Raw genomic sequence first — 19,505 nt, forward strand, 5'->3', positions numbered from 1 at the left:
GGAGGCGCCGATCTTCAGCGTGGCCGACTACGGTCTCGTCGGCGATCTGTTTGAAGTGGTTCCAGCATTGGTCGGAAACATTTAATACGACTCATCAATTTCTTGAGAATTCCTGACTTGGATGTAGTTGGGAATCGCACTTACTCAGCCACATCCGATAGTTACCGGCAGTCACCGTCCTTAACGGAGAGTATCCTTCATGATTTCCACTACTGATTCGCACATCAATCGCAAGCCGCGCAATATTTCCCAAGCGGAATGGGATACGCGTGTGCAACTTGCCGCCGCATACCGTCTGGCAGCGAAGTTCGCGCTGACCGATCTCATCTACACGCATATCTCGGCGCGTGTGCCCGGCACCGACGACCAATTCCTCATCAACCCGCATGGATGGTTCTTCGACGAGATCACTGCATCCTCGCTCGTCAGGATCGACGTGAATGGAAACCCCATCGGCGACGATCGCTTCGAAGTCAATGCGGCTGGCTTCACGATTCACAGCGCACTTCATCAGGCGCGGCATGATGTCGAGTGCGTCGTGCATCTTCATACGACGTACGGCATGGCCGTCGCGGCAATGGAATGCGGACTGCTGCCGCTCAACCAGATCAGCATGCAGTTCTATAACCGTGTTGCGTACCACGACTACGAAGGCATCTCGCTCGACCTCGACGAGCGCCAACGCATCGTCAGATCGATCGGCGAAAAGGAGTATCTCATCCTGCGCAATCACGGTCTGCTAACGACCGGCCGTTCGATTGCCGAGGCCTTCACGCGCATGTACTACCTGAACAAAGCTTGCGAGATTCAGGTAGCGACGCTGTCTGCGGGGCAGAAGGTGACGATTCCGTCGCCGGAGGTGTGCGAGCATGCTGCCAAGCAGCACGACGACTATGCATACCTGGATACGGTGCACCTCGACCGGGAATGGACGGCGTTGCTGCGACTTCTCGATCGGGACGGTGGCGGCTATCGTGTCTGAGCTCAGGTGAAATATCGAGGTGACCGGTTGGCGGTATGTCGGGCAGTGCGACAGTTTGCTTCTTCTGAGGCGGCATTGCACTGACCCGATACAGGTTCTCACTTGGACATGAACCAATGAAAGAGCGACTGGCGAACATTGATTGATTGTCGTGTTGGCGTATCAATTTGTCGCGACGCGTGGCGTCGAGCTGAGAGAACTGCGCTTCCCGTTTCCACTGATATGGCACTCCGACCGAGGAATTCATCAGGTTTCGAAAGGGTCCGGTGGAGAACTGCTTCGTGGTGGTAGCCACGTTCGTATTCGAATGGAGGAGTTGTTTGATGTTCAAATGACTCCGGACGAAACCGGGGCAGTATCTGGACGACTGGAACTCGGCGTGACAGTCGATCGCGCGTTGTCGGAGCCGGAGTGGGATGCGCTCGCCTTGATGTATGCAAGCAATAGCCGCGGTTTCGGTGTCGCACTCACGCAGAGTATGTTTCAGTTGCCTTGGTATCCATGGACGATCGAAAAAGTTGCGTCGCAACTGGATGCGAAGCCCCGCGCACTTCAGATGACGCTGTTCAGGGAATGCTACAGCTTTAATGCTGCGCTGAGGCGATGCCGTGGACTGGACACGCTGCTCCGAGTGGGCAATGCACATTGCGCCTTCGAGATCGTTGCAGATTCAGTGGAGGAACCAGCCACTCGATTGATGTCGTGAAAATTCGTTTGCGTACCACGACGCTACTCGCCTTTGGACTGCAACGCGTTTGACCTGTGCGTCGAAACAATCACGCCCTTCTGCTGGTAACGGAACAGCACACTGTTTGCGTTGTTTCGTGCTCGTCGAGACTATCGATTTATCGTCTTGTGGCGCGCCAAACCACATCGTCAAGCGACGGGAATTTGGGAAGGGCGTCGTGGTGCAACGGAGAATTGCGTTTCATGCACAAGTGGATTCGCCGACGACACTACCTGTGCAGGCGGCTTGCGCAAGACGCAACGGTCAGTTGCGTCCCGTTCCCATTCCAGGAATGACCCCACCCGTCTAACCTACAGTGGTCGTAACACTTGAGGATGAATCATGAGACGGCTCAATGTGAAGATCACTTATGACTTCATTTGCCCGTGGTGCTGGATTGGTCATAAAAATCTCGAATTAGCGCTTGAAAAGATCGACTCTGAAAAAGAGCCGGAGATTTCCTTCGTTCCTTATGAACTCAATCCGTCCATGCCGCCAAACGGCATGGATAGAAAAGAGTATCGAACCAGGAAGTTCGGCAGCTGGAATCGGTCACTGCAGATGGATGCGGAAGTCACTGCCGCTGGAAGGGCGGTTGGGATCGAATTCAACTATGACAAGGTTGCGATTACCCCGAACACGTTTCTCGCACACCGTCTGATGGAGTTTTCGTTGGAAAAGGGCGATCCGAAACGAACCGATCAGCTATTTGACGCGATCTTTGCGGCCTATTTCTCGCGTGGCGAGAATATCGGGCACATCGATGTGTTGGTCAAGGTCGCGAGTGGAGTCGGATTCGACGCCGACGAGGTGCGAGCGTTTCTTGTCAGCGATCGCGGCAAGGCAGAGGTGCTGGCCAAAGAGAGGGATGCGCGTTCGGAAGGCGCTCGTGGCGTACCGCGATTTGTCATCGGCGGATCGACGATTCACGGGGCTCAACCGCCCCGCGTGCTGAAGGAAGTCATGAGTGCGGAGATCGCTGCGGTTGATCCTGATGACGAAGCGTTCGACGAAGTCACTGGATGCAGTGGCGGTGCGTGCAGGTTAGGCGGATAGCGAAACGGTTATTTCAATTTGGAGAACTGAAATGGACAAGACCATCAAGCTGCACTATGTATACGACCCGTTCTGCGGTTGGTGCTATGGGCTGGCGCCGCTGATGACGGTCGCAGACGACACCAGCGGTGTGGAGGTCGTTCCTCACTCGGGCGGGATGCTCGCCGGCGAGCGGGCTCAAATGATGTCGGCTGACTGGAGAGAATTCGTGCGTCCGCATGAAGACCGGATCACGGCGCTCAGTGGTCAGAAATTCGGAGAGGCTTATACGGGAACAGCGCAGTTTGATTACAGCATGCTGCTGGATTCGGGCCCGCCTACAGCGGCGATGATCGCTGCGGAAGAGATCGGGAAGGCGGGACTGGCGATGCTGAAAAAGCTGCAGGTGGCGTACTACGTCGAAGGGCGTCCGATCGCCACGCGCGACGAAATCATTCGTGCGGCCGGCGAAATCGGTCTTGATTCTTCGATATTCGCGGAAGCGTTCGATCAAGCCTCCAGAAATCTCGACGAGCATTTTACGGAGTCGCAGGCATTGCTGGAAAAATTGCGTGGTCAGGGGTACCCGACGCTGGCCATCGAGAAGGACGGCGTCTTTCGCAAGCTTCACATCGGGAATTTTTTCGGACGACCTGATGTTTTCCGGGAGGTTCTACGGCAGGAGCTCGCTTCTGTAAAGGTGGAGTAATTGAGCGTCGAACGGTCATCGAGGCATAAATAAGATTCGAGAAAAACGCGCTTCGATGACCGTCGTACACGGCAGGACCGGCCCCTCTTTCGCCGCATCGCAATCGATGCCTTCAACACACGCGCCGAGTGTGTTCCCGAAAGACACTGTGTCGACGCGACAGACTGTCCCGAACACACTTTCGGGACACATACCCGAGTCTGCCGTGCGTGCCCACGCGCCTGAGTCATTAAAAATCCACGACCTGAAGTTTGGCATGCGTTTTGCTGACGATTGAGCCTGGTCGCGTATGCCGTGCACCGGATGCCGAGGCCCGGCACGTCCCCGCGTCAATGCAATGCGGGTGATGCAACGCGAATTCCGTGAACAGTGGATGTCGAACGCAGCGGACTGTTGACATGCGTTGACGACAGGCGGCAGTCACGCGGCAGAAATTCTGAAGTCGTTCCCATTTGATCGAGGGTTGATTCATGCGCAGTTATCAAGTGTACGAACACGGTGAACCGTCGGCGATGCGTGTCGAGGAGGTGGCCGATCTGGCGCCTGGCCCCGGCCAGATTCTGGTCGACGTGCAGGCGGCAGGCATCAACTTTCCCGACATTCTCACGGTTGCCGGGACATATCAGCTGTTGCCGCCGCGTCCGTTCACGCCCGGAAAGGATTTTGCGGGCGTGGTGCGAGCCGTCGGTCCTGGCGTGACCGGGTATGTGCCCGGAGATCGCGTGATGTCCCAGATCGAGTTCGGCGCGCTTGCCGAGCAGGCGTTGACTACGCCTTCACAGTCGTTCCGGATCCCGGACGGGATGGCGTACGCGGAAGCCGCCGCCATGGGGCTCGTCTATCAAACGGCCTGGTTTGCGCTGGTCGAGCGCGGCCAGTACCAGGCCGGCGACACCGTGCTGGTCGGTGGTGCAGCAGGCGGGGTTGGCCTTGCGGCCGTCCAGATCGCGGTCGGTCTCGGTGCAACCGTTGTTGCGGCGGTCCGGAGTGAAGCGGAACGGAAGGTTGTGCTCGAGTCGGGCGCTCATCACGTCATCGATCTGACCCGCGGCAGCTTGCGGGACAGCATCCGCGAGCAAGTGCATGCCGTCACGGACGGACGTGGCGCGGACGTCGTGCTCGATCCGCTCGGAGGCGAATTTTTCGGCGGCGCGATTCGCGCGACGGCCTGGTGCGGACGCGTGGTCGTGATCGGGTTTGCCGCCGGTGACATACCGTCGGTCAAGGTCAACTACCTGCTGTTGAAGAACATCTCGGTGGCTGGGCTGCAATGGAGTGATTACCGGGATCGCATGCCTGAAAAAGTGCGGGCCGCACAAGAGGCGCTTTTCCGTCTCTGGCACGAAGGACATGTCCGGCCCGTCGTCATGCGCGCTTTCGCTTTCGAGCAGGCCGCCGAAGCGATGACGCTCGTGCGGGACGGCCAGGTACGCGGCAAAGTCGTCGTCAACGTCAGATAGCACGACCGCATCCGATGCGCGGACGGCGAATCGAGATCGATCCGCGCACGCACAACACAAGCCAATCCGGAGACAGAAATGCGTTCCAACATGCTGACGCTGCATGACCCGAGTCTTGCGCGAGAGTACTACGCCCGGCGGGTCTGGCAGGACGATACGTTGTACTCAATGGCGCGCAAGCACGCCGGTGCGCGCCCCGACAGCCATGCGCTGCGGGATTCCCGCGAGCGGCTGACATGGCGTGAGCTGACGCAATGGGCAGATGCCGTTGCCGCGGACCTGCACGATGCAGGCGTGCGAACAGGAGACCGGGTAGCAGGCTGGCTCCCGAATCGCGTCGAATGTGTGGTGCTGATGCTGGCCTGTTCCCGAAACGGCTATATCTGCACGCTGTCGCTGCACCAGAATCACACGGTCGACGAGGTGTTGACGCTGCTCGAGCGCTGCTCGGTTGCCGCTTTCGTCGGGCAGCTCGGATATGGCGCCGACTCCGACGTGAAGAACATTTTTGAGCGTGTCGGAGCGATCGGCAGCATGCGGCGCGTCTACGCGTTTCCTGGCGGCAACGGGAGCCACCCTGTACTGTCCGGTGATCTTCGTGTGTTTCCGGGCATGGAGGCGTCAGGACCCCGGCAGCCTGTCAACGACAATCCCGACAAGGTGACCTATCTTGCGTTCACCTCCGGTACGACCGGGCAGCCGAAGGCCGTCATGCACAGCGACAACACGTTGCTGGCAAACGGGCGTGCGATGGTTGCCGATTGGGGACATACGCACGACCTGATCATGTACTGTCTCGGGCCGCTCAGCCATCACCTGGCGACGGTCGCACTCGTGCAGTGTCTCGCGAGCGGTTGCGAGCTCGTGGTGAACGACCTGCGAAAGGGCGAGCAGCCGCTCGACCGGATCATTGATTCGCGTGCGCGCTACCTGATGGGCGTGCCGACTCACGCGATCGACATTCTTCGCGAACTCGACGCACGCCGGCTGAACCGGCTGGGCGACGTCACCGTCTTCTACCTGTCGGGCACGGCCATTCCGGCAGAGCTGGCGCGCCGTCTTGTCCAGCGGGGCATCAAGCCTCAGAACACGTACGGCATGACGGAGAACGGTTCTCACACGTCGACATTGCCGACCGACGATCTCGACACGCTGATTCAGACCGTCGGGCAAACCGTGGGGCGCGGAAACTCATGTTACGCGCTGCGCATCTTTCGAACGCATGACCGCGATACCGAAGCGGCGCCGGGTGAAATCGGCGAAATCGGCGGGCGCGGGGCGTCGCTCATGCTCGGGTATTTCAACAATGCCGCCGCTACGCAGGCATCGTTCAATGCCGGAGGCTGGTTCATGAGCGGCGACCTCGGGCGGTTCAACGAGCGTGGCAACCTGGAGATCGCCGGGCGATCGAAGGATCTGATCATCCGCGGCGGCCACAACATCTACCCGGCCGAGATCGAAGGACTCGCGCTAAAGCACGCGCGCGTCGTGAAGGCCGCCGCATTTCCCGTTCGCGACGAGCGCCTCGGCGAAAAGGTTTGCCTCGGCATCATCGCGTCCGATGGCGAGCCCGTCGACGCATACGACATCCTCTGTCATCTGTTCGACGCGGGCTTGTCGAAGTACGACATGCCGGAGTACTTCGTCTGTGTCGAGCATTTTCCGCTGACCGCCAGTGGAAAAATCCTGAAGCGCGAGCTGTCCGCCCAGGTGACGGACGGACGGCTCGTACCGCAACCCGTGCGCTGGACGGGTGTCCGGGAGGTGTCCGCATGAACGGACTGAAACCGGGACACCCGGCCGCAATGGTCGGCCCGTGAATCGCGGACAACGATATGGAGGCAAACATGGGTAGCTCGAACGGGCCTTGGGTGCGTACCGGCATCATGAAGGTCGCCTTCGCCAGTTTCATCGGCACGCTGATCGAATATTTCGACTTTTTCCTGTTCGGCACGGCGGCCGCACTGATCTTCAACAAGATTTTCTTCCCGAACCTGAATGCGTTGACTGGCACGCTCGCGTCGTTTGCAGCGTTTGGCGCAGCGTTCGTTGCCAGACCGCTCGGCGGCATCGTCTTCGGTCATTTCGGCGATCGGCTCGGTCGCAAGGCGATGCTCGTGCTCAGTCTGTCGATCGTGGGTGTTTCCACGGCGATGGTCGGCCTGTTGCCCACCTACCACCAGGTCGGCCTGCTTGCTCCCGTGTTGCTGGTCTTCTTCCGCATCATGCAGGGCATTGCGATTGGCGGGGAATGGAGCGGGGCGGTACTGATGGCGGTCGAACACGCACCGCCGCGCAAGCGGGCGTTTTATGGGAGCTGGCCGCAGTGCGGCATTCCGGCAGGCCTCGTTCTGGCGACGGCGTCGTTCTATCTCGTCCAGAAGCTGCCTGCGGACGACATGATGAGCTGGGGCTGGCGCGTTCCGTTCATCGGTAGCGCGGTACTGGTGCTTCTTGGTCTCTATATCCGGTTGAAGATCGAGGAGACCCCCGCGTTCGCCGCGGTGAAGGAGAGAAAGCAGCAGGCGCGCTTCCCGGCGGCCGATGTGATCCGGACCGCGCGCAGGCCGCTGCTCGTGACGATCTTTGCGATCGCGTCGCCGAACATCCTGTTTTACCTGGCGACCGTGTTCATCCTGCGTTACGTTCCCGAGCGCACGGGACTCTCCAGGGATGTGGTGCTTGGTGCAGTCTGTGCCGCCGCGTTCGTGCAGATCTTCACGATTCCGTTGTTCGCGATGCTGGCGGACCGGTACGGGCGCCGTCCCGTGTTGCTGGGCGGGGCGCTGCTCGTTGCGCTGTCGGCGTTTCCGTTTTTCTGGCTGATCGACAGTGGCAAGCCGCTCTTCGTATTCCTGGCGTTGCAACTGGCGCTGCCGCTTCTGCATGCGAGCACCTACAGTCCGATTGCGAGTTTCATGCCCGAGCAGTTCGAAACGCGCTTGCGCTACACAGGATCGGCCATCGGATATCAGGTCGGCGGCCTGATTACCAGCGGGCCGGTGCCGTTCGTGGCAGCCGCACTGTATGCGTCGACCGGCGCGTCGTGGCCGCTTGCGCTCTACATCATGACGGGCGGCCTGCTTTCGCTGATTGCAGTCTCCGCCGCGCGGGAGACGTACCTGGAGAACATCGAGGCTGTCGAAGGCGACGAAGGTCGGTCGGGACAGTCGACCCGAGCTCGTGCGTCCGGCATCGGCGCTGCTGCCGATTCCGCGCGATAACCCGCCTACGTGAACGGAGAAGCGAGTTGGCCATCGACTATCCCGCATTGACGAACTGGAAATTTGACGAAGTTCACCACCGGTATACGAAACGGGACACGATCCTGTACGCGCTTGGTGTCGGTGCAGGCGCAATCCCCCACGACGTTGCGGATCTGCGCTTCGTCTATGAGGAGGGCCTTGTCGCGTTGCCGACGATGGCGGTCGTGCTCGGCTATCCGGGATTCTGGATTCGCCAGCCGGAGACCGGAATCGACTGGCGGGCCGTGCTTCATGTCGAACAGAAGCTGGTCATTCACCAATTGCCCGCTGCAGAGGGGGCCGTGATCGGACGCAGCCGCGTGGACGGGGTCTACGATCGCGGTCCGGGGCGCGGCGCCGTGCTCGCGACGTCTCGCGACCTTGTCGATGCACGAAGCGGGCAGCTGCTTGCGTCGCTCTCCAGCACCGAACTGTGCCGAGGTGAAGGCGGCTTTGGCGGTCCGGCATGGCCTTCGACCGCGAAGCAGGCGATGCCAGCCGAGCCGCCGGACCGTGAGATCCGGCTCCACGTCGCACCGCGTGCGGCCCTGATCTACCGCCTGAGCGGCGACGACAATCCGCTTCACGTCGACCCGGCAATCGCCGCGGCCATGGGTTTCGAGCGGCCCATCCTGCATGGCCTGTGCTCGTTCGGCATGGTCGGTCACGCACTCGTCCGCTCGATCGCCCGGAACGATCCGAATTCGGTGAAGGAGATGAAGGTCCGCTTTACCGCACCGGTCTATCCGGGCGACGACCTGACGCTCCAGATCTGGCAGACGCAAGCCGACGTCGCCCGTTTTCGGGTACAGGCTCCGTCCCGTCGTGCCGTCGTCATCGACGACGGGTATTTCAGTCTCCGCACAGGGCTTGAACATGACACTCCGGTTCGTCACGCGTGAAGCACGCGGTCAGATTCTCATCGTCACCATCAACCGCCCCGAGTGCCGCAACGCGCTGAATGTCGGTGCGCATCATGAGCTGGCGGAGCTATTCGATGGCTTCGAAGCCGATCCGTCATTGCGGGTGGCCATCATTACCGGAAGCGGTCCGAATGCCTTTTGCGCAGGCAGCGATATCAAGGACGATCTCGACCCCGCGAAAAAACCGCCATCCGGATTTGCGGGGTTGAGCCGGCGCTTTGGCCGGCGCAAGCCCGTCATCGCGGCAGTGAACGGTGTCGCATTGGGTGGAGGCGTCGAGATTCTCCTCGCATGCGACCTCGCCGTCGCGGCCGACACCGCGCGTTTCGCGCTGCCCGAACCGCGAGTCGGTCTCGCCGCGATCGAGGGGGGAATACAGCGGCTCGCACAACACATTCCGCTGAAATTCGCGATGCAACTGCTGTTGACAGGAGAGTCCGTCGACGCGGCGGCGGCATTGCGTTTCGGGCTGGTCAACGAAGTCGTGCCGGCGCCGAGCCTGATTGAAACGGCGATGCGTCACGCGACGGCGATCCTGAAGTGCTCGCCGCTCGCCATCGAGGCGACCGCCGAGGTTGTCGCCGCAAACCCGGTCATGTCCGGTTCGGCGGATCCGGCGCTTTGGGAACATCCCGCGATTGCCCGTCTTTGGGCGAGCCGCGATGCGAAAGAGGGCGTCGACGCATTCGTCGAGAAGCGTCCGCCGTCCTGGTATCGCGCGTGATGTTGCCTGCCTCGCAATGCGAGGACGTCAATTTGATTCCGGAAATGCAAGCAGGGCCCGTCAGTCCGGTGCGCATGCCTGCTGACGGGCAGCAAGGTTCAACATGACCCGGATCGGCCCCACGCGACGCGCTCGATCGCGCATGCGAGACACTCGCTCGCGCAATCGAGTGCGGGTCGATCCGATCGATCCGATTGCGTAGGCGGCGATGACGTCCGGCTACGGCTTCAGCGCCAGTTTCACGACGCCGTCGCGTTGATGGCCGAACAGGTCATAGGCTTCCACGACATCGTCGAGCGAGTAGTGGTGCGTCACGAGGTGGTCGAGCTTGATGCGCTGGCTCGACACGACGTTGAGGAGTCGGCGCATTCGTTCCTTGCCGCCCGGGCAGGTCGACGTGACGATCCGTTTGTTGGCCAGGCCGGCACCGAAACCGTCGAGCGGAATCGGAATGCTCTTGGAGTAGATGCCGACGCTCGAAATCGTGCCGCCCGGACGTGTGACGTTGACGCACGTCCCGATCGTCTCGTCCCTGCCAAGACATTCGAGGGCGACGTCCGCGCCTACGCCTTGCGTGAGTTTCATCACTTCGTCGACGACATCGCACTTCGTCGGATTGAGGACAACATCGGCACCCATCGTCTTCGCTTTCTGGAGCCGCTCTTCAACGGGATCGACGGCGATGACCAGGCCGGCGCCCATGAGGCGTGCGCCACTCGTCGCGCAGAGGCCGATAGGTCCTTGTGCGATGACAACGACGACATCACCGATCTTGATTCCGGCAGATTCGGCGGCAGAAAACCCGGTGCTGACGATATCGGGAATGAGGAGGACGTCTTCGTCCGTCAGATTGTCCGGGATCAGCGCGAGATTGGCCTGGGCGTCAGGCACGACGAAGTACTCGGCCTGGCAGCCGTCCAGGTAATTGCCGATCTTCCAGCCGCCCGCAATCTTCCAGCCGCTGGGCGACCGGCTGCCGCATTGGGAGTGGAAGCCCATCAGACACGACGAACATTGGCCACACGGTGTGACGGCCGCGCACAGCACGCGCTGGCCTTCCTGGTAACCCTTGACCTGGGAACCGAGCTTTTCGATGATGCCGATCGGTTCGTGGCCGAGCGTCAGTCCCTTTTCGACCGGGTATTCGCCCTTCAGGATGTGGATGTCAGTGCCGCATATCGTCGTGGTGGTGATGCGGATCAGCGCGTCGGTCGGCCCGATATCGGGAATCGGCTTGTCTTCAAGTGCGATACGACCGGGTTCTACGAATACCGTTGCTTTCATGGTAGCCATGTAGCTCTCCTGTGAACAGCGCGCATCTCGACGCAGAGCGCGACCGGGAAGGCTGCTCTGCAGATGCATGAACCGTCTTCTGATACCGGGCCGGCGCGGGGCTTTCTCGCACCTCCGTATCAGTCTCGTCCTTCTTGCCGATCCGTAAGTGATCGGTTGATAAATTGTAGCGAGTGACCGACAATACGAGTGTGTTTCGATGTTAGGTGTTTACCCCTTCAGGAGCGGGGAGTTCCGAGGCCATTGCTTTGAGGAGTGTGTCGTGACAGCAGAAGAGATCAGGGAAGACCGCGCGTTTGCCGGTCTGAGCGGCTATTCCCGCGTGTTCGCTCCGAATCGTTTGACCTTGGGGTTCATCTTGCCCCTCGAAGGTTATCCGGACACGCCGGTGCCGACGATGAAGGACCATGCCGCCTTGACCCGCCTGGCCGATGAGCTGGGCTTCGCCGCACTCTGGGCGCGGGACGTTCCGACCTACGATCCCCAGTTCGGTGACGTCGGGCAGATTTTCGATCCATTCACGTATCTGGGTTTCCTTGCCGCGAATACATCGAGGATCGCGCTCGGCACCGGCAGCGCCGTGATCACGTTGCGGCACCCGCTGCTTCTCGCGAAACAGGCTGCATCGATCGATCGCCTGACGGACGGCCGTCTGCTGCTTGGGGTTGCATCCGGCGACAGGGCGGTCGAGTACCCGGCATTCGGGCTTGAACACGACTTCGAACTGCGCGGCGACCGGTTCCGGGAGGCGTTTGAATTGCTCCGCGTCGCAACCGAACAGGATTTTCCCGTTGGCGCGTTTGCGCGATTCGGGACCTTGACGGGGCGCGTCGATACGATTCCGAAGCCGACAGTACGCAAGATCCCGATGTTCGTCACGGGACGGAGCAGGCAGGATGTCGAATGGATCGCGACGCATGCGGATGGCTGGTTCTTCTACAACGTCGGTCTCGAGCGTGTCTCGATGATCACCAGGACGTGGTTCGACGCCGTCAGACGGGTGAACGGTGATGGCGTATTCAAGCCGTTCTTCGAAGGGCTGTTCCTGCAGTTCGAGGAAGACCCGGATTTCCCGCTGACGGCGATTCCGGCGGGAATACGGGTCGGCCGAAACGGATTGATCCGGTATCTCGAGACGCTCAGGCAGGCTGGCGTCAGCCACACGGCATTCAATCCGAAGCCGTCGCGGCGGCCGTTCGCGGAAATCCTGCACGAGTTGTCCGAGTATGTGCTTCCGCATTTTCCGTCGCATGGCCGAGCCGAAGCGTGAGCCGGGCGGGACGTGTGTCCGGATCGAGCGAGCAGTCATGCGGACATCGGATGGTGGAAGATGCGCCGCAGTATTTGGGCCTCGAGGCAGGATGGCCTGGGGCGCCGGTGGAGTGGTAAATGGACAGATTCCAGGCAATGCAGATTTTCGTTCGTGTCGTCGACGTGAACGGTTTTTCGAAGGCAGCCGATACGTTGCAGCTCGCCAAACCGGTCGTGACGCGGGCCATCAAGGACCTCGAGACACGTCTGGGCGTACGGTTGATCAATCGAACAACAAGAAAACTTCACCTGACCGAGGAGGGCCGGCTCTATTACGAGTCCTCGGTCAAGATTCTGAATGCGGTCGACGAGAGCGAGTCCGTTTATCGGCTGGGCGTGGCGAAGCCCACTGGCACACTGAGAATCGACATGCAGACGTCGATTGCGAAGTGTGTGATCGTTCCGAAGCTGGCCGCGTTTCGGGACATGTATCCGGGCATCGACCTGATCGTCGGGGCAACCGACAGGATCGTGGACCTGATCGAGGAGGGTGTCGATTGCGCGATTCGCGTCGGCGCATTGGGCGATTCGACGATGATCGCGCGGCAGGTGGGCGTGTTCAAGCGCGTGACGGTGGCCTCTCCGGACTATCTGAAGCGTGCAGGTGTCCCCGAAACACTCGACGACCTGACCGATCACCGGGTCGTGTATTACACGTCGGGAAAAGGTGTTCGGCCGCCGACGTTCGATTTCCAGACCGATGCCGGGCCGACCACGATCCGGATGACCAGCAGCGTTCGGGTGAACAACTCCGACTCCTATATCGCGCTTTCGAAAGCGGGTTTCGGCCTGACTCAGCCAGCACGGTTTGCCGTGCAGGATGAGTTGACGCGTGGCGAACTCGTCGAAGTGCTGCCGAAGTATCCGGTGCCGCAGAAACCCATTTCCGTCGTGTACTCGCAGCGCAGCCACCTTGCGCCCAAGCTTTCCGCTTTCATTTCCTGGGTGACGGATGTATTCGAATCCTGTCGTGAAACGCTGGGTGCATGAGTGCCGGATGGCACGCATGTCCTCATGCGCTGAACCAGCCGGGAAAATATTCCATGCGGTCGATCTTCCATACGCCGGCGTTCTCCTTCACGAGACGGATCCGGTAATGCGCACCAAATAACCGCTTGCCGGCGGCGTCGTCGGTGCGTCCGGGCATGATTCTTCCCAGCACCATTGCCGCGTGATCGCCGTCGGGCCCGACGTCGATGCGGAGTGGTTCACCATGGTGCTGCATCCATGGCCAGGGCAGGCGGAACGCCTTCAGTGTGGTCATCAGCTCGCGACGACCTTTCAGATGGCCCATGGGCGTCAGTTCGGCTTCTGCGTGCTCGCTGAAGGCGTCGGCGAACAGCACGAAATCGGCTTGATCGAGCGCCCAAGCGTAGCGGAACCATGCGTCGGCAATGGCTTCCTCGTTGCTGACGGGCAACGAGGATTCCGGAATGCGATGCCACGGCGCGTCGAGTTCGCTGACGACGACGGCCGGCGTGTCACCGGGTTTCCACGCGCGATCCGCAGGGGGCAGTTTCCAGCCGGACAGCAAGTTCGCGTCGCCCTGGACCCCGTTGAGCTGAATCCTGATTTCACGAATGCGAGTCCCGGATTGCCGTGTTTCAAAGGTCAGGACTGCAACACCGCCGAATCCGGCGACTTTCGCATCGCGACGTACGGCAGATGGCCGGACTTCGCCGTGAACATAGGCACTGACGACGGCGATGTCGCCATTGGCGCGCGCCACCCGATTGGTCGCGGCGATGCTGACTGCCTGGGCGCCCGGAAAACCATCGCGCAGCAGACTGACCACACTGTCCTTTCCGTGGACATGTCCGTTGTGGCTGCTGAACAGATCGACATCTTCGGCGAGCAGATTGTCGATCGGGGACGCGCGACGATTGGCCCACGCATCGACGAATGTATTGAGCATGTCGAACAATTGACCACGTGACATGGTGGATGACATCGAATTTCTCCTTTGATCGGCCGGGGAATGCGGAAGGACGAATGGCCTTTCATGCGACGGCCGGGGCTCGATACGAGTTGTTTCTCGACAGACTGGAAGGATAGGGCGATGATTGGGGATATGGATTCCCATGTCCGGGAACGTTGCTTATCCTGTCGTATTGCGAGGCACTGGCTACTTTGGAACCCAACCGATTCGGCGATATCACGGCCTTTGTCGCGGCGGTGAAAGCCGGCAGTTTCACCGCCGCGGCATCGTCGCTGGGATTGACCCGCTCGGCTGTCGGCAAATCGATCCTGCGCCTCGAAACGCGACTGGGCGTGCGCCTGCTCAACCGCACGACGCGGACGTTGAGCCTGACGGACGAAGGCCGGGTCATGTACGAGCGTTGCCACCAGATCCTGCAGGATCTCGACGAGGTGGACGCGATGATGGCCCAGCGCCGCGGCAAGCCGACCGGCACCCTCAAGTTGACGGCACCGCTGTCCTTCGGTCAGCGTCACATCCTGCCGATCCTCGACGCGTTTCTGAAGCAATGGCCCGATTTGCGTGCCGACATCTGGTTTACCGACCGCTTCGTCGATCTGGTCGACGAGGGATTCGATATCGCTGTCCGGATCGGCACGCCCAAAGACGACTCGCAGATCCTGACGCGTACCGTCGCTTCGCAGCAGTTCGTCACGTGTGCGTCACCCGATTACCTTGCCCGGCGCGGGACGCCGCGCATTCCGCAGGATCTGGACGGGCACGACACGATCGTGCTGCTCAGCGCGGAGCATCCGCGTGCGTGGCGCTACGACACGTCTGATGGCCCCTATGTGTTCGAAAAGCCGGGCCGTTTGAACATCGACAGTTCGGAGGCGATGCGCGCGGCAGCGTTGGCCGGCTTCGGCCTCGTTTACCTGCCGACATACATTACCGGCAACGATCTGCGTGCCGGTACGCTGGTCGAGGTGCTGAGTGCTTATCGCCCGGCGCCTGATCCCGTCCGCCTGATCTACCCGAGCAAACGTCACCTGTCGCCGCGCGTTCGCGCGTTCATCGATCTGCTGGTGGAATCCTGGGCAGCCGGCGTGCCGTGGGAGAGGGTAGAGCCTGCCGCCAGCTAGCCGTGCCGTCGGGGCGGCGCGGACCAGCAGGAGGCTGTTCGTGGATTGGGTCCTCGTGGGACCGAGTACGGGTCACATTGCCCCGTTTATCCTCATCATGGAATCAATGACACTGTGGGTAACGCGAAACCACGAGGTCATAGCCATGACTGACTCAATTACCGCGGCGCCGCCGGCAGACGTCGCCGATACAGGGATTCTCCATCCTGCGCTTCAGCAGCATCCGGGCTTCCAACGCCTTTTCCGGCCGGCATCACTGACACTCGGCCTGATCCTGCCACTGGAAACCCACCCGGGACGGCCGGCACCGACGATGCGTGGTCATGTGCAGATGGCCCAGCGAGCGGAGGCGCTGGGGTTCGGCGCGCTGTGGATGCGCGACGTGCCTTTCTACGACCCGCATTACGGGGACGTCGCGCAGATCTTCGAGCCGCTCGTCTACATCTCGTATCTGGCCGCAGCCACGCAAAGCATTGCGCTGGGAACCACCGGCATCGTGCTGCCGACGCGCGAACCGCTGAACCTCGCGAAGCAGGCGACGTCGCTGGATCAACTGAGCGGCGGCCGCCTGGTGCTCGGCCTGTCCTCGGGCGACCGCTACAGCGACTACCCGATGTTCGGTATCGATTACGAGAGCCGCGGCGATCGTTACCGCGATGCGTATGCGGTGTATCGGACCGTCTCCGAGGAGCGTTTCCCGCATTTCGAATCCGCACGCTTCGGCGGATCGAACGGCGGATTGGACCTCGTGCCCAAGGCGCCGTTCGGGCGGGTGCCGGCGATCGCCGTGGGGCAGGCGCAGCAGAGCATCGAATGGCTCGCACATCACCTCGATGGCTTCCTTGGCGCAGCGCCCAATGCGGACCGGCTGACGCAATTCGGGGCGCAATGGCGCGCCCAGGTTCGCACGGCGGCGGGGGACGGCGCATTCAAGCCCTGGGGGTTGGGCGGGTACCTCGATTTGAGCGGCGACCCGGATGTGCCGTTCCAGCGTATCCCCGGCGGATTTCGCGCCGGCCGGAACGGATTACGCGATTACCTGACGCTTGCCAGGCAGGCCGGCGTCTCGCACGTCGCGCTCAATCCGAAGGTCAGCCGTCAGCCTTATGACGAGATCCTGGATGAACTGGCCGAATATGTGCTGCCGGATTTTCCTTCGCATGTCTGATCATCGAGGAACGCAGGTGAGCCTGCGTCCGTTTGTGGAGCAACCCATCATGCCGTCGCTGTTCGATTCTTACGATCTCTCCGGCCTGCGCTTGTCCAACCGGGTCGTCATGGCACCGATGACACGCGCACGCGCGGTCGATACCGTTCCGCCGCCGCATATGGCGACCTACTACGCGCAGCGTGCGGGCGCGGGGTTGATCATCACCGAGAGTGCGCAGGTCTCCGCACAAGGCCGTGGCTACCTGTGCACGCCAGGGATTCATACACCGGCTCAAATTGCCGGCTGGAAGCGCACGACCGACGCGGTACATCGAGCCGGCGGGCGGATTTTCATTCAGCTCTGGCACGTTGGCCGGGTTTCCCATGCGTCGTTGCACGACAACGGTCAGGCGCCGGTTTCATCGGTTGCGGTGCGCGCTGCCGACACGCTCGTTCAGGCTTACGACACGGACGGCTCGCCGGCCCAGGTGGCGGCGAGCACACCCGTTGCGCTGGATATCGCCGGTATCCGGCAAGTGATCATGGATTTCCGCGTGGCGGCGCGCAATGCGATGGCCGCAGGATTCGACGGTGTCGAGATTCACGCCGGCAACGGCTATCTGTTCGAGCAATTCATCAACGCCGGACTCAACACGCGCGACGACGTGTACGGCGGCCAATCGATCGACAACCGGTTACGCTTGCTGCTGGAGACCGTCGATGCCGTCAGCGACGAAATCGGCCGTGCACGCGTCGGTGTACGCGTGTCGCCCAACGCGCATCTCGCGGATCTGCACGCGTTCGATGGCGAGGACGATACATGGCTGGCGCTTGCGGAGGCGCTTTCGCGTCGCAATCTCGCTTATGTGCACGCGAGCCATCTGGACACGGCGGCATTCCAGCAGGCCTTCCGCGATGCGTATCGCGGAACCTTGATTCTGGCCGGTGGCTTTACCGCCGAAACTGCGCAGCATGCGATCGAGTCCGGCCAGGCGGATCTCGCCGTATTCGGGCGTCCGTTCATCGCGAACCCCGACCTGGTCGAGCGCCTCCGTCACGGCTGGCCGCTGGCCGAAGCCGGGCGTGACGCCTTCTATGGCGCCGGGACGCATGGCTACACCGACTATCCGGCGTATTGCCCGGATGCCGATCGGGAGCCGGAAGCGATCGGCGAACCGGAAAGCGTCGAATAGCCACGTCACCGGCCACGCGTGTGCGCCGGTCGGTGAACGACGGATCAGGTGCTGACCGGGATCCATGACTTTTCACGGAAGGGCTCGACACGATCGATTTGCGCGAGGCAAGGGCACGCCTCGACGCGCTCGCGAACGACACGGCCACTCGCTGATACATGTGTCAATGCCGTTGCCTTTCGTGCAATGAAGCGTTGCGTATCGAGCGCATTCTCCCGTCACTTCCCGGCGCATATCCTGATGCCCGTAAACGCACCTGCGGTCCAGCCGTGACCACGCAGGCAATGCGGCGAATCTGCGACGCGGAGTGGGCCTTGTTGTTAGCAATTTTGCTAACGATAAGTTTGTCTGCCACGGCTTTAACGCCGCCCCGTCAGTGCATATAGTTTCACTCCGATGGTAGAGAAGCGCGCAATTCGGTGCTGGCGCCGCGTCTCTCTATTGATCGTGTGATTAATTGAATCGCGTGTCGACGTAGCGAGCCTGCTTCGCGCACCTATTCGACTCGTTCGGTTCATCAAGGAGAAAACTGAATGGCTTCGCTTTTTGATTCTTTTGAACTCGGCGCAATCCGCCTCCCCAACCGGGTCGTCATGGCGCCGCTGACGCGTGCGCGCGCCGACGAGAACGACGTGCCGACCGATCTGATGGCGCGGTACTATGCGCAGCGCGCGAGCGCTGGCCTCGTGATTTCCGAGGCAATCAACATCACGCCGAACTCGCAATCGTTCGAGCGCTCGCCGGGACTCTATACGCCGGACCAGACCGAAGGCTGGCGTCGCGTCGTGGACGCGATGCACAAAGCCGGTGGACGTATCGTCGCGCAACTCTGGCACACCGGTCGCGCCAGTTCGTTCGCACTGCTGGACGGCCAGGCGCCCGTGTCGCCTTCCGGCCTGAACGACGACCTGCATGAACTGCACGTCTGGGGGCAGCTGGAGAACGGCGTCTACACGAAGATCCACGCAACGCCGTCGCGAGCGATGACCCTCGACGAGGTCAAGGAAGCCGTGCAGGAATACCGGCGCGGCGCGGAAAACGCGGTGAAAGCCGGGTTCGACGGTGTCGAGATCCACGCTGCGAACGGCTACTTGCCTCATCAATTCCTGTCGGCGACGACCAACCGGCGCGACGACGAATACGGCGGCTCGGTCGAGAATCGTGCCCGGTTCCTGCGCGAGATCATCGAGCAGGTGGCGGAAGTCATTCCGTTGAATCGCATCGGCGTGCGGATTTCGCCGTTCGCTGCCTACAACAACGTGCGGGATCCGAATCCGGTCGAGACGTACCAGTACGTCGCGGCGATGCTGGAAGCGTTTGGCGTCGCGTACCTGCACATCGGCGATACCAACGGCTGGTTTGATCGTCCCGATCTCCCGAAGATTCTCGAGATCGTCCGTCCCGGCTTCTCCGGGCCGGTCATCGTCAACGGCGGGATCAGCGGCGACAAGGCCAAGGCACTGGTCAGCAATGGGGATGCCGACCTGGTTGCATTCGGTCGCGCATTCATCGCCAATCCGGATCTTGTCGAGCGCCTGAAAACCGATGCGCCGGTCGTCATGCCTTCGCCGATGGACTGGTATGGCGGCTCCGAGAAAGGCTACACCGACTATCCGACGTACGCGCAGGGTACGAGCGCCGCGCAGTAGTTCGCGCTGACGCTGGCATCGGTCTGGAAACTTCGCCGGACCGAT

17 protein-coding genes are annotated in these 19,505 nt (G+C 61.3%); 15 read left to right on the forward strand and 2 right to left on the reverse strand.

Annotated features, from left to right (window positions below; all coding sequences use genetic code 11):
* The first annotated feature begins 199 nt into the window (after positions 1 to 199).
* From ACV229_RS39130 to ACV229_RS39170, 9 genes are all read left to right on the forward strand, one after another.
* Entirely contained in the window at positions 200 to 982 is a 783-nt protein-coding gene (locus ACV229_RS39130) for a class II aldolase/adducin family protein (protein WP_448088402.1), read from the forward strand.
* A gap of 142 nt (positions 983 to 1,124) precedes the next feature.
* Positions 1,125 to 1,688 (forward strand): hypothetical protein, encoded by a 564-nt coding sequence (locus ACV229_RS39135; RefSeq protein WP_448088403.1) that lies wholly within the window; start codon positions 1,125 to 1,127, stop codon positions 1,686 to 1,688.
* 363 nt (positions 1,689 to 2,051) lie between these two features.
* Positions 2,052 to 2,765 carry a DsbA family oxidoreductase gene (locus ACV229_RS39140; RefSeq protein ID WP_448088404.1) on the forward strand — a complete coding sequence of 238 codons (714 nt, stop codon included), beginning with the start codon at positions 2,052 to 2,054 and terminating at the stop codon, positions 2,763 to 2,765.
* 31 nt (positions 2,766 to 2,796) lie between these two features.
* A complete protein-coding gene (locus tag ACV229_RS39145; protein WP_448088405.1) occupies positions 2,797 to 3,453 on the forward strand; it encodes a DsbA family protein in 657 nt (218 codons plus the stop codon).
* 470 nt (positions 3,454 to 3,923) lie between these two features.
* Positions 3,924 to 4,913 carry an NADPH:quinone oxidoreductase family protein gene (locus tag ACV229_RS39150; protein ID WP_448088406.1) on the forward strand — a complete coding sequence of 330 codons (990 nt, stop codon included), beginning with the start codon at positions 3,924 to 3,926 and terminating at the stop codon, positions 4,911 to 4,913.
* 78 nt (positions 4,914 to 4,991) lie between these two features.
* The gene (locus tag ACV229_RS39155) at positions 4,992 to 6,689 is read left to right on the forward strand and encodes a class I adenylate-forming enzyme family protein (protein ID WP_448088407.1); all 1,698 of its coding nucleotides are present in this window, start codon (positions 4,992 to 4,994) and stop codon (positions 6,687 to 6,689) included.
* Positions 6,690 to 6,760: 71 nt separating this feature from the next.
* Positions 6,761 to 8,137, forward strand: coding sequence for an MFS transporter (locus ACV229_RS39160; RefSeq protein ID WP_448088408.1), 1,377 nt, complete (start codon positions 6,761 to 6,763; stop codon positions 8,135 to 8,137).
* A 26-nt stretch (positions 8,138 to 8,163) separates the two neighbouring features.
* A complete protein-coding gene (locus tag ACV229_RS39165) occupies positions 8,164 to 9,060 on the forward strand; it encodes a MaoC/PaaZ C-terminal domain-containing protein (protein ID WP_448088409.1) in 897 nt (298 codons plus the stop codon).
* On the forward strand, positions 8,984 to 9,805 hold the full coding sequence (locus tag ACV229_RS39170) for an enoyl-CoA hydratase-related protein (RefSeq protein WP_448088410.1): 822 nt from the start codon (positions 8,984 to 8,986) through the stop codon (positions 9,803 to 9,805). Before ACV229_RS39165 ends, ACV229_RS39170 begins: the two co-directional genes overlap by 77 nt.
* A 219-nt stretch (positions 9,806 to 10,024) precedes the next feature.
* On the opposite strand, the gene ACV229_RS39175 is transcribed toward ACV229_RS39170, so the two are convergent.
* The gene (locus tag ACV229_RS39175; RefSeq protein ID WP_448088411.1) at positions 10,025 to 11,098 is read right to left on the reverse strand and encodes a zinc-binding dehydrogenase; all 1,074 of its coding nucleotides are present in this window, start codon (positions 11,096 to 11,098) and stop codon (positions 10,025 to 10,027) included.
* A gap of 199 nt (positions 11,099 to 11,297) precedes the next feature.
* Here ACV229_RS39175 and ACV229_RS39180 point away from each other — a divergent pair, with 199 nt between their 5' ends.
* A complete protein-coding gene (locus tag ACV229_RS39180) occupies positions 11,298 to 12,368 on the forward strand; it encodes an LLM class oxidoreductase (RefSeq protein ID WP_448088412.1) in 1,071 nt (356 codons plus the stop codon).
* A 119-nt stretch (positions 12,369 to 12,487) separates the two neighbouring features.
* Positions 12,488 to 13,399, forward strand: coding sequence for a LysR family transcriptional regulator (locus tag ACV229_RS39185; RefSeq protein ID WP_448088413.1), 912 nt, complete (start codon positions 12,488 to 12,490; stop codon positions 13,397 to 13,399).
* 22 nt (positions 13,400 to 13,421) lie between these two features.
* Here the strand turns inward: ACV229_RS39185 and ACV229_RS39190 are convergent, their stop codons facing one another.
* On the reverse strand, positions 13,422 to 14,360 hold the full coding sequence (locus tag ACV229_RS39190; RefSeq protein WP_448088414.1) for a nuclear transport factor 2 family protein: 939 nt from the start codon (positions 14,358 to 14,360) through the stop codon (positions 13,422 to 13,424).
* Positions 14,361 to 14,539: 179 nt separating this feature from the next.
* On the opposite strand from ACV229_RS39190, the gene ACV229_RS39195 reads away from it, so the two are divergent.
* The 4 genes from ACV229_RS39195 (at position 14,540) to ACV229_RS39210 (ending at position 19,460) form a co-directional block, all read left to right on the forward strand.
* Positions 14,540 to 15,469: a LysR family transcriptional regulator gene (locus ACV229_RS39195; RefSeq protein ID WP_448088415.1), complete on the forward strand. Its 930-nt coding sequence runs from the start codon at positions 14,540 to 14,542 to the stop codon at positions 15,467 to 15,469.
* Positions 15,470 to 15,614: 145 nt separating this feature from the next.
* Complete coding sequence (locus ACV229_RS39200) at positions 15,615 to 16,637, forward strand: LLM class oxidoreductase (RefSeq protein ID WP_448088416.1); 1,023 nt, start codon at positions 15,615 to 15,617, stop codon at positions 16,635 to 16,637.
* 49 nt (positions 16,638 to 16,686) lie between these two features.
* Positions 16,687 to 17,811, forward strand: coding sequence for an alkene reductase (locus tag ACV229_RS39205; protein ID WP_448088431.1), 1,125 nt, complete (start codon positions 16,687 to 16,689; stop codon positions 17,809 to 17,811).
* A gap of 533 nt (positions 17,812 to 18,344) precedes the next feature.
* Positions 18,345 to 19,460 carry an alkene reductase gene (locus tag ACV229_RS39210; RefSeq protein ID WP_448088417.1) on the forward strand — a complete coding sequence of 372 codons (1,116 nt, stop codon included), beginning with the start codon at positions 18,345 to 18,347 and terminating at the stop codon, positions 19,458 to 19,460.
* Positions 19,461 to 19,505 lie beyond the last annotated feature (45 nt).

The sequence above is a fragment of the Burkholderia sp. MR1-5-21 genome (genome assembly GCF_053427715.1).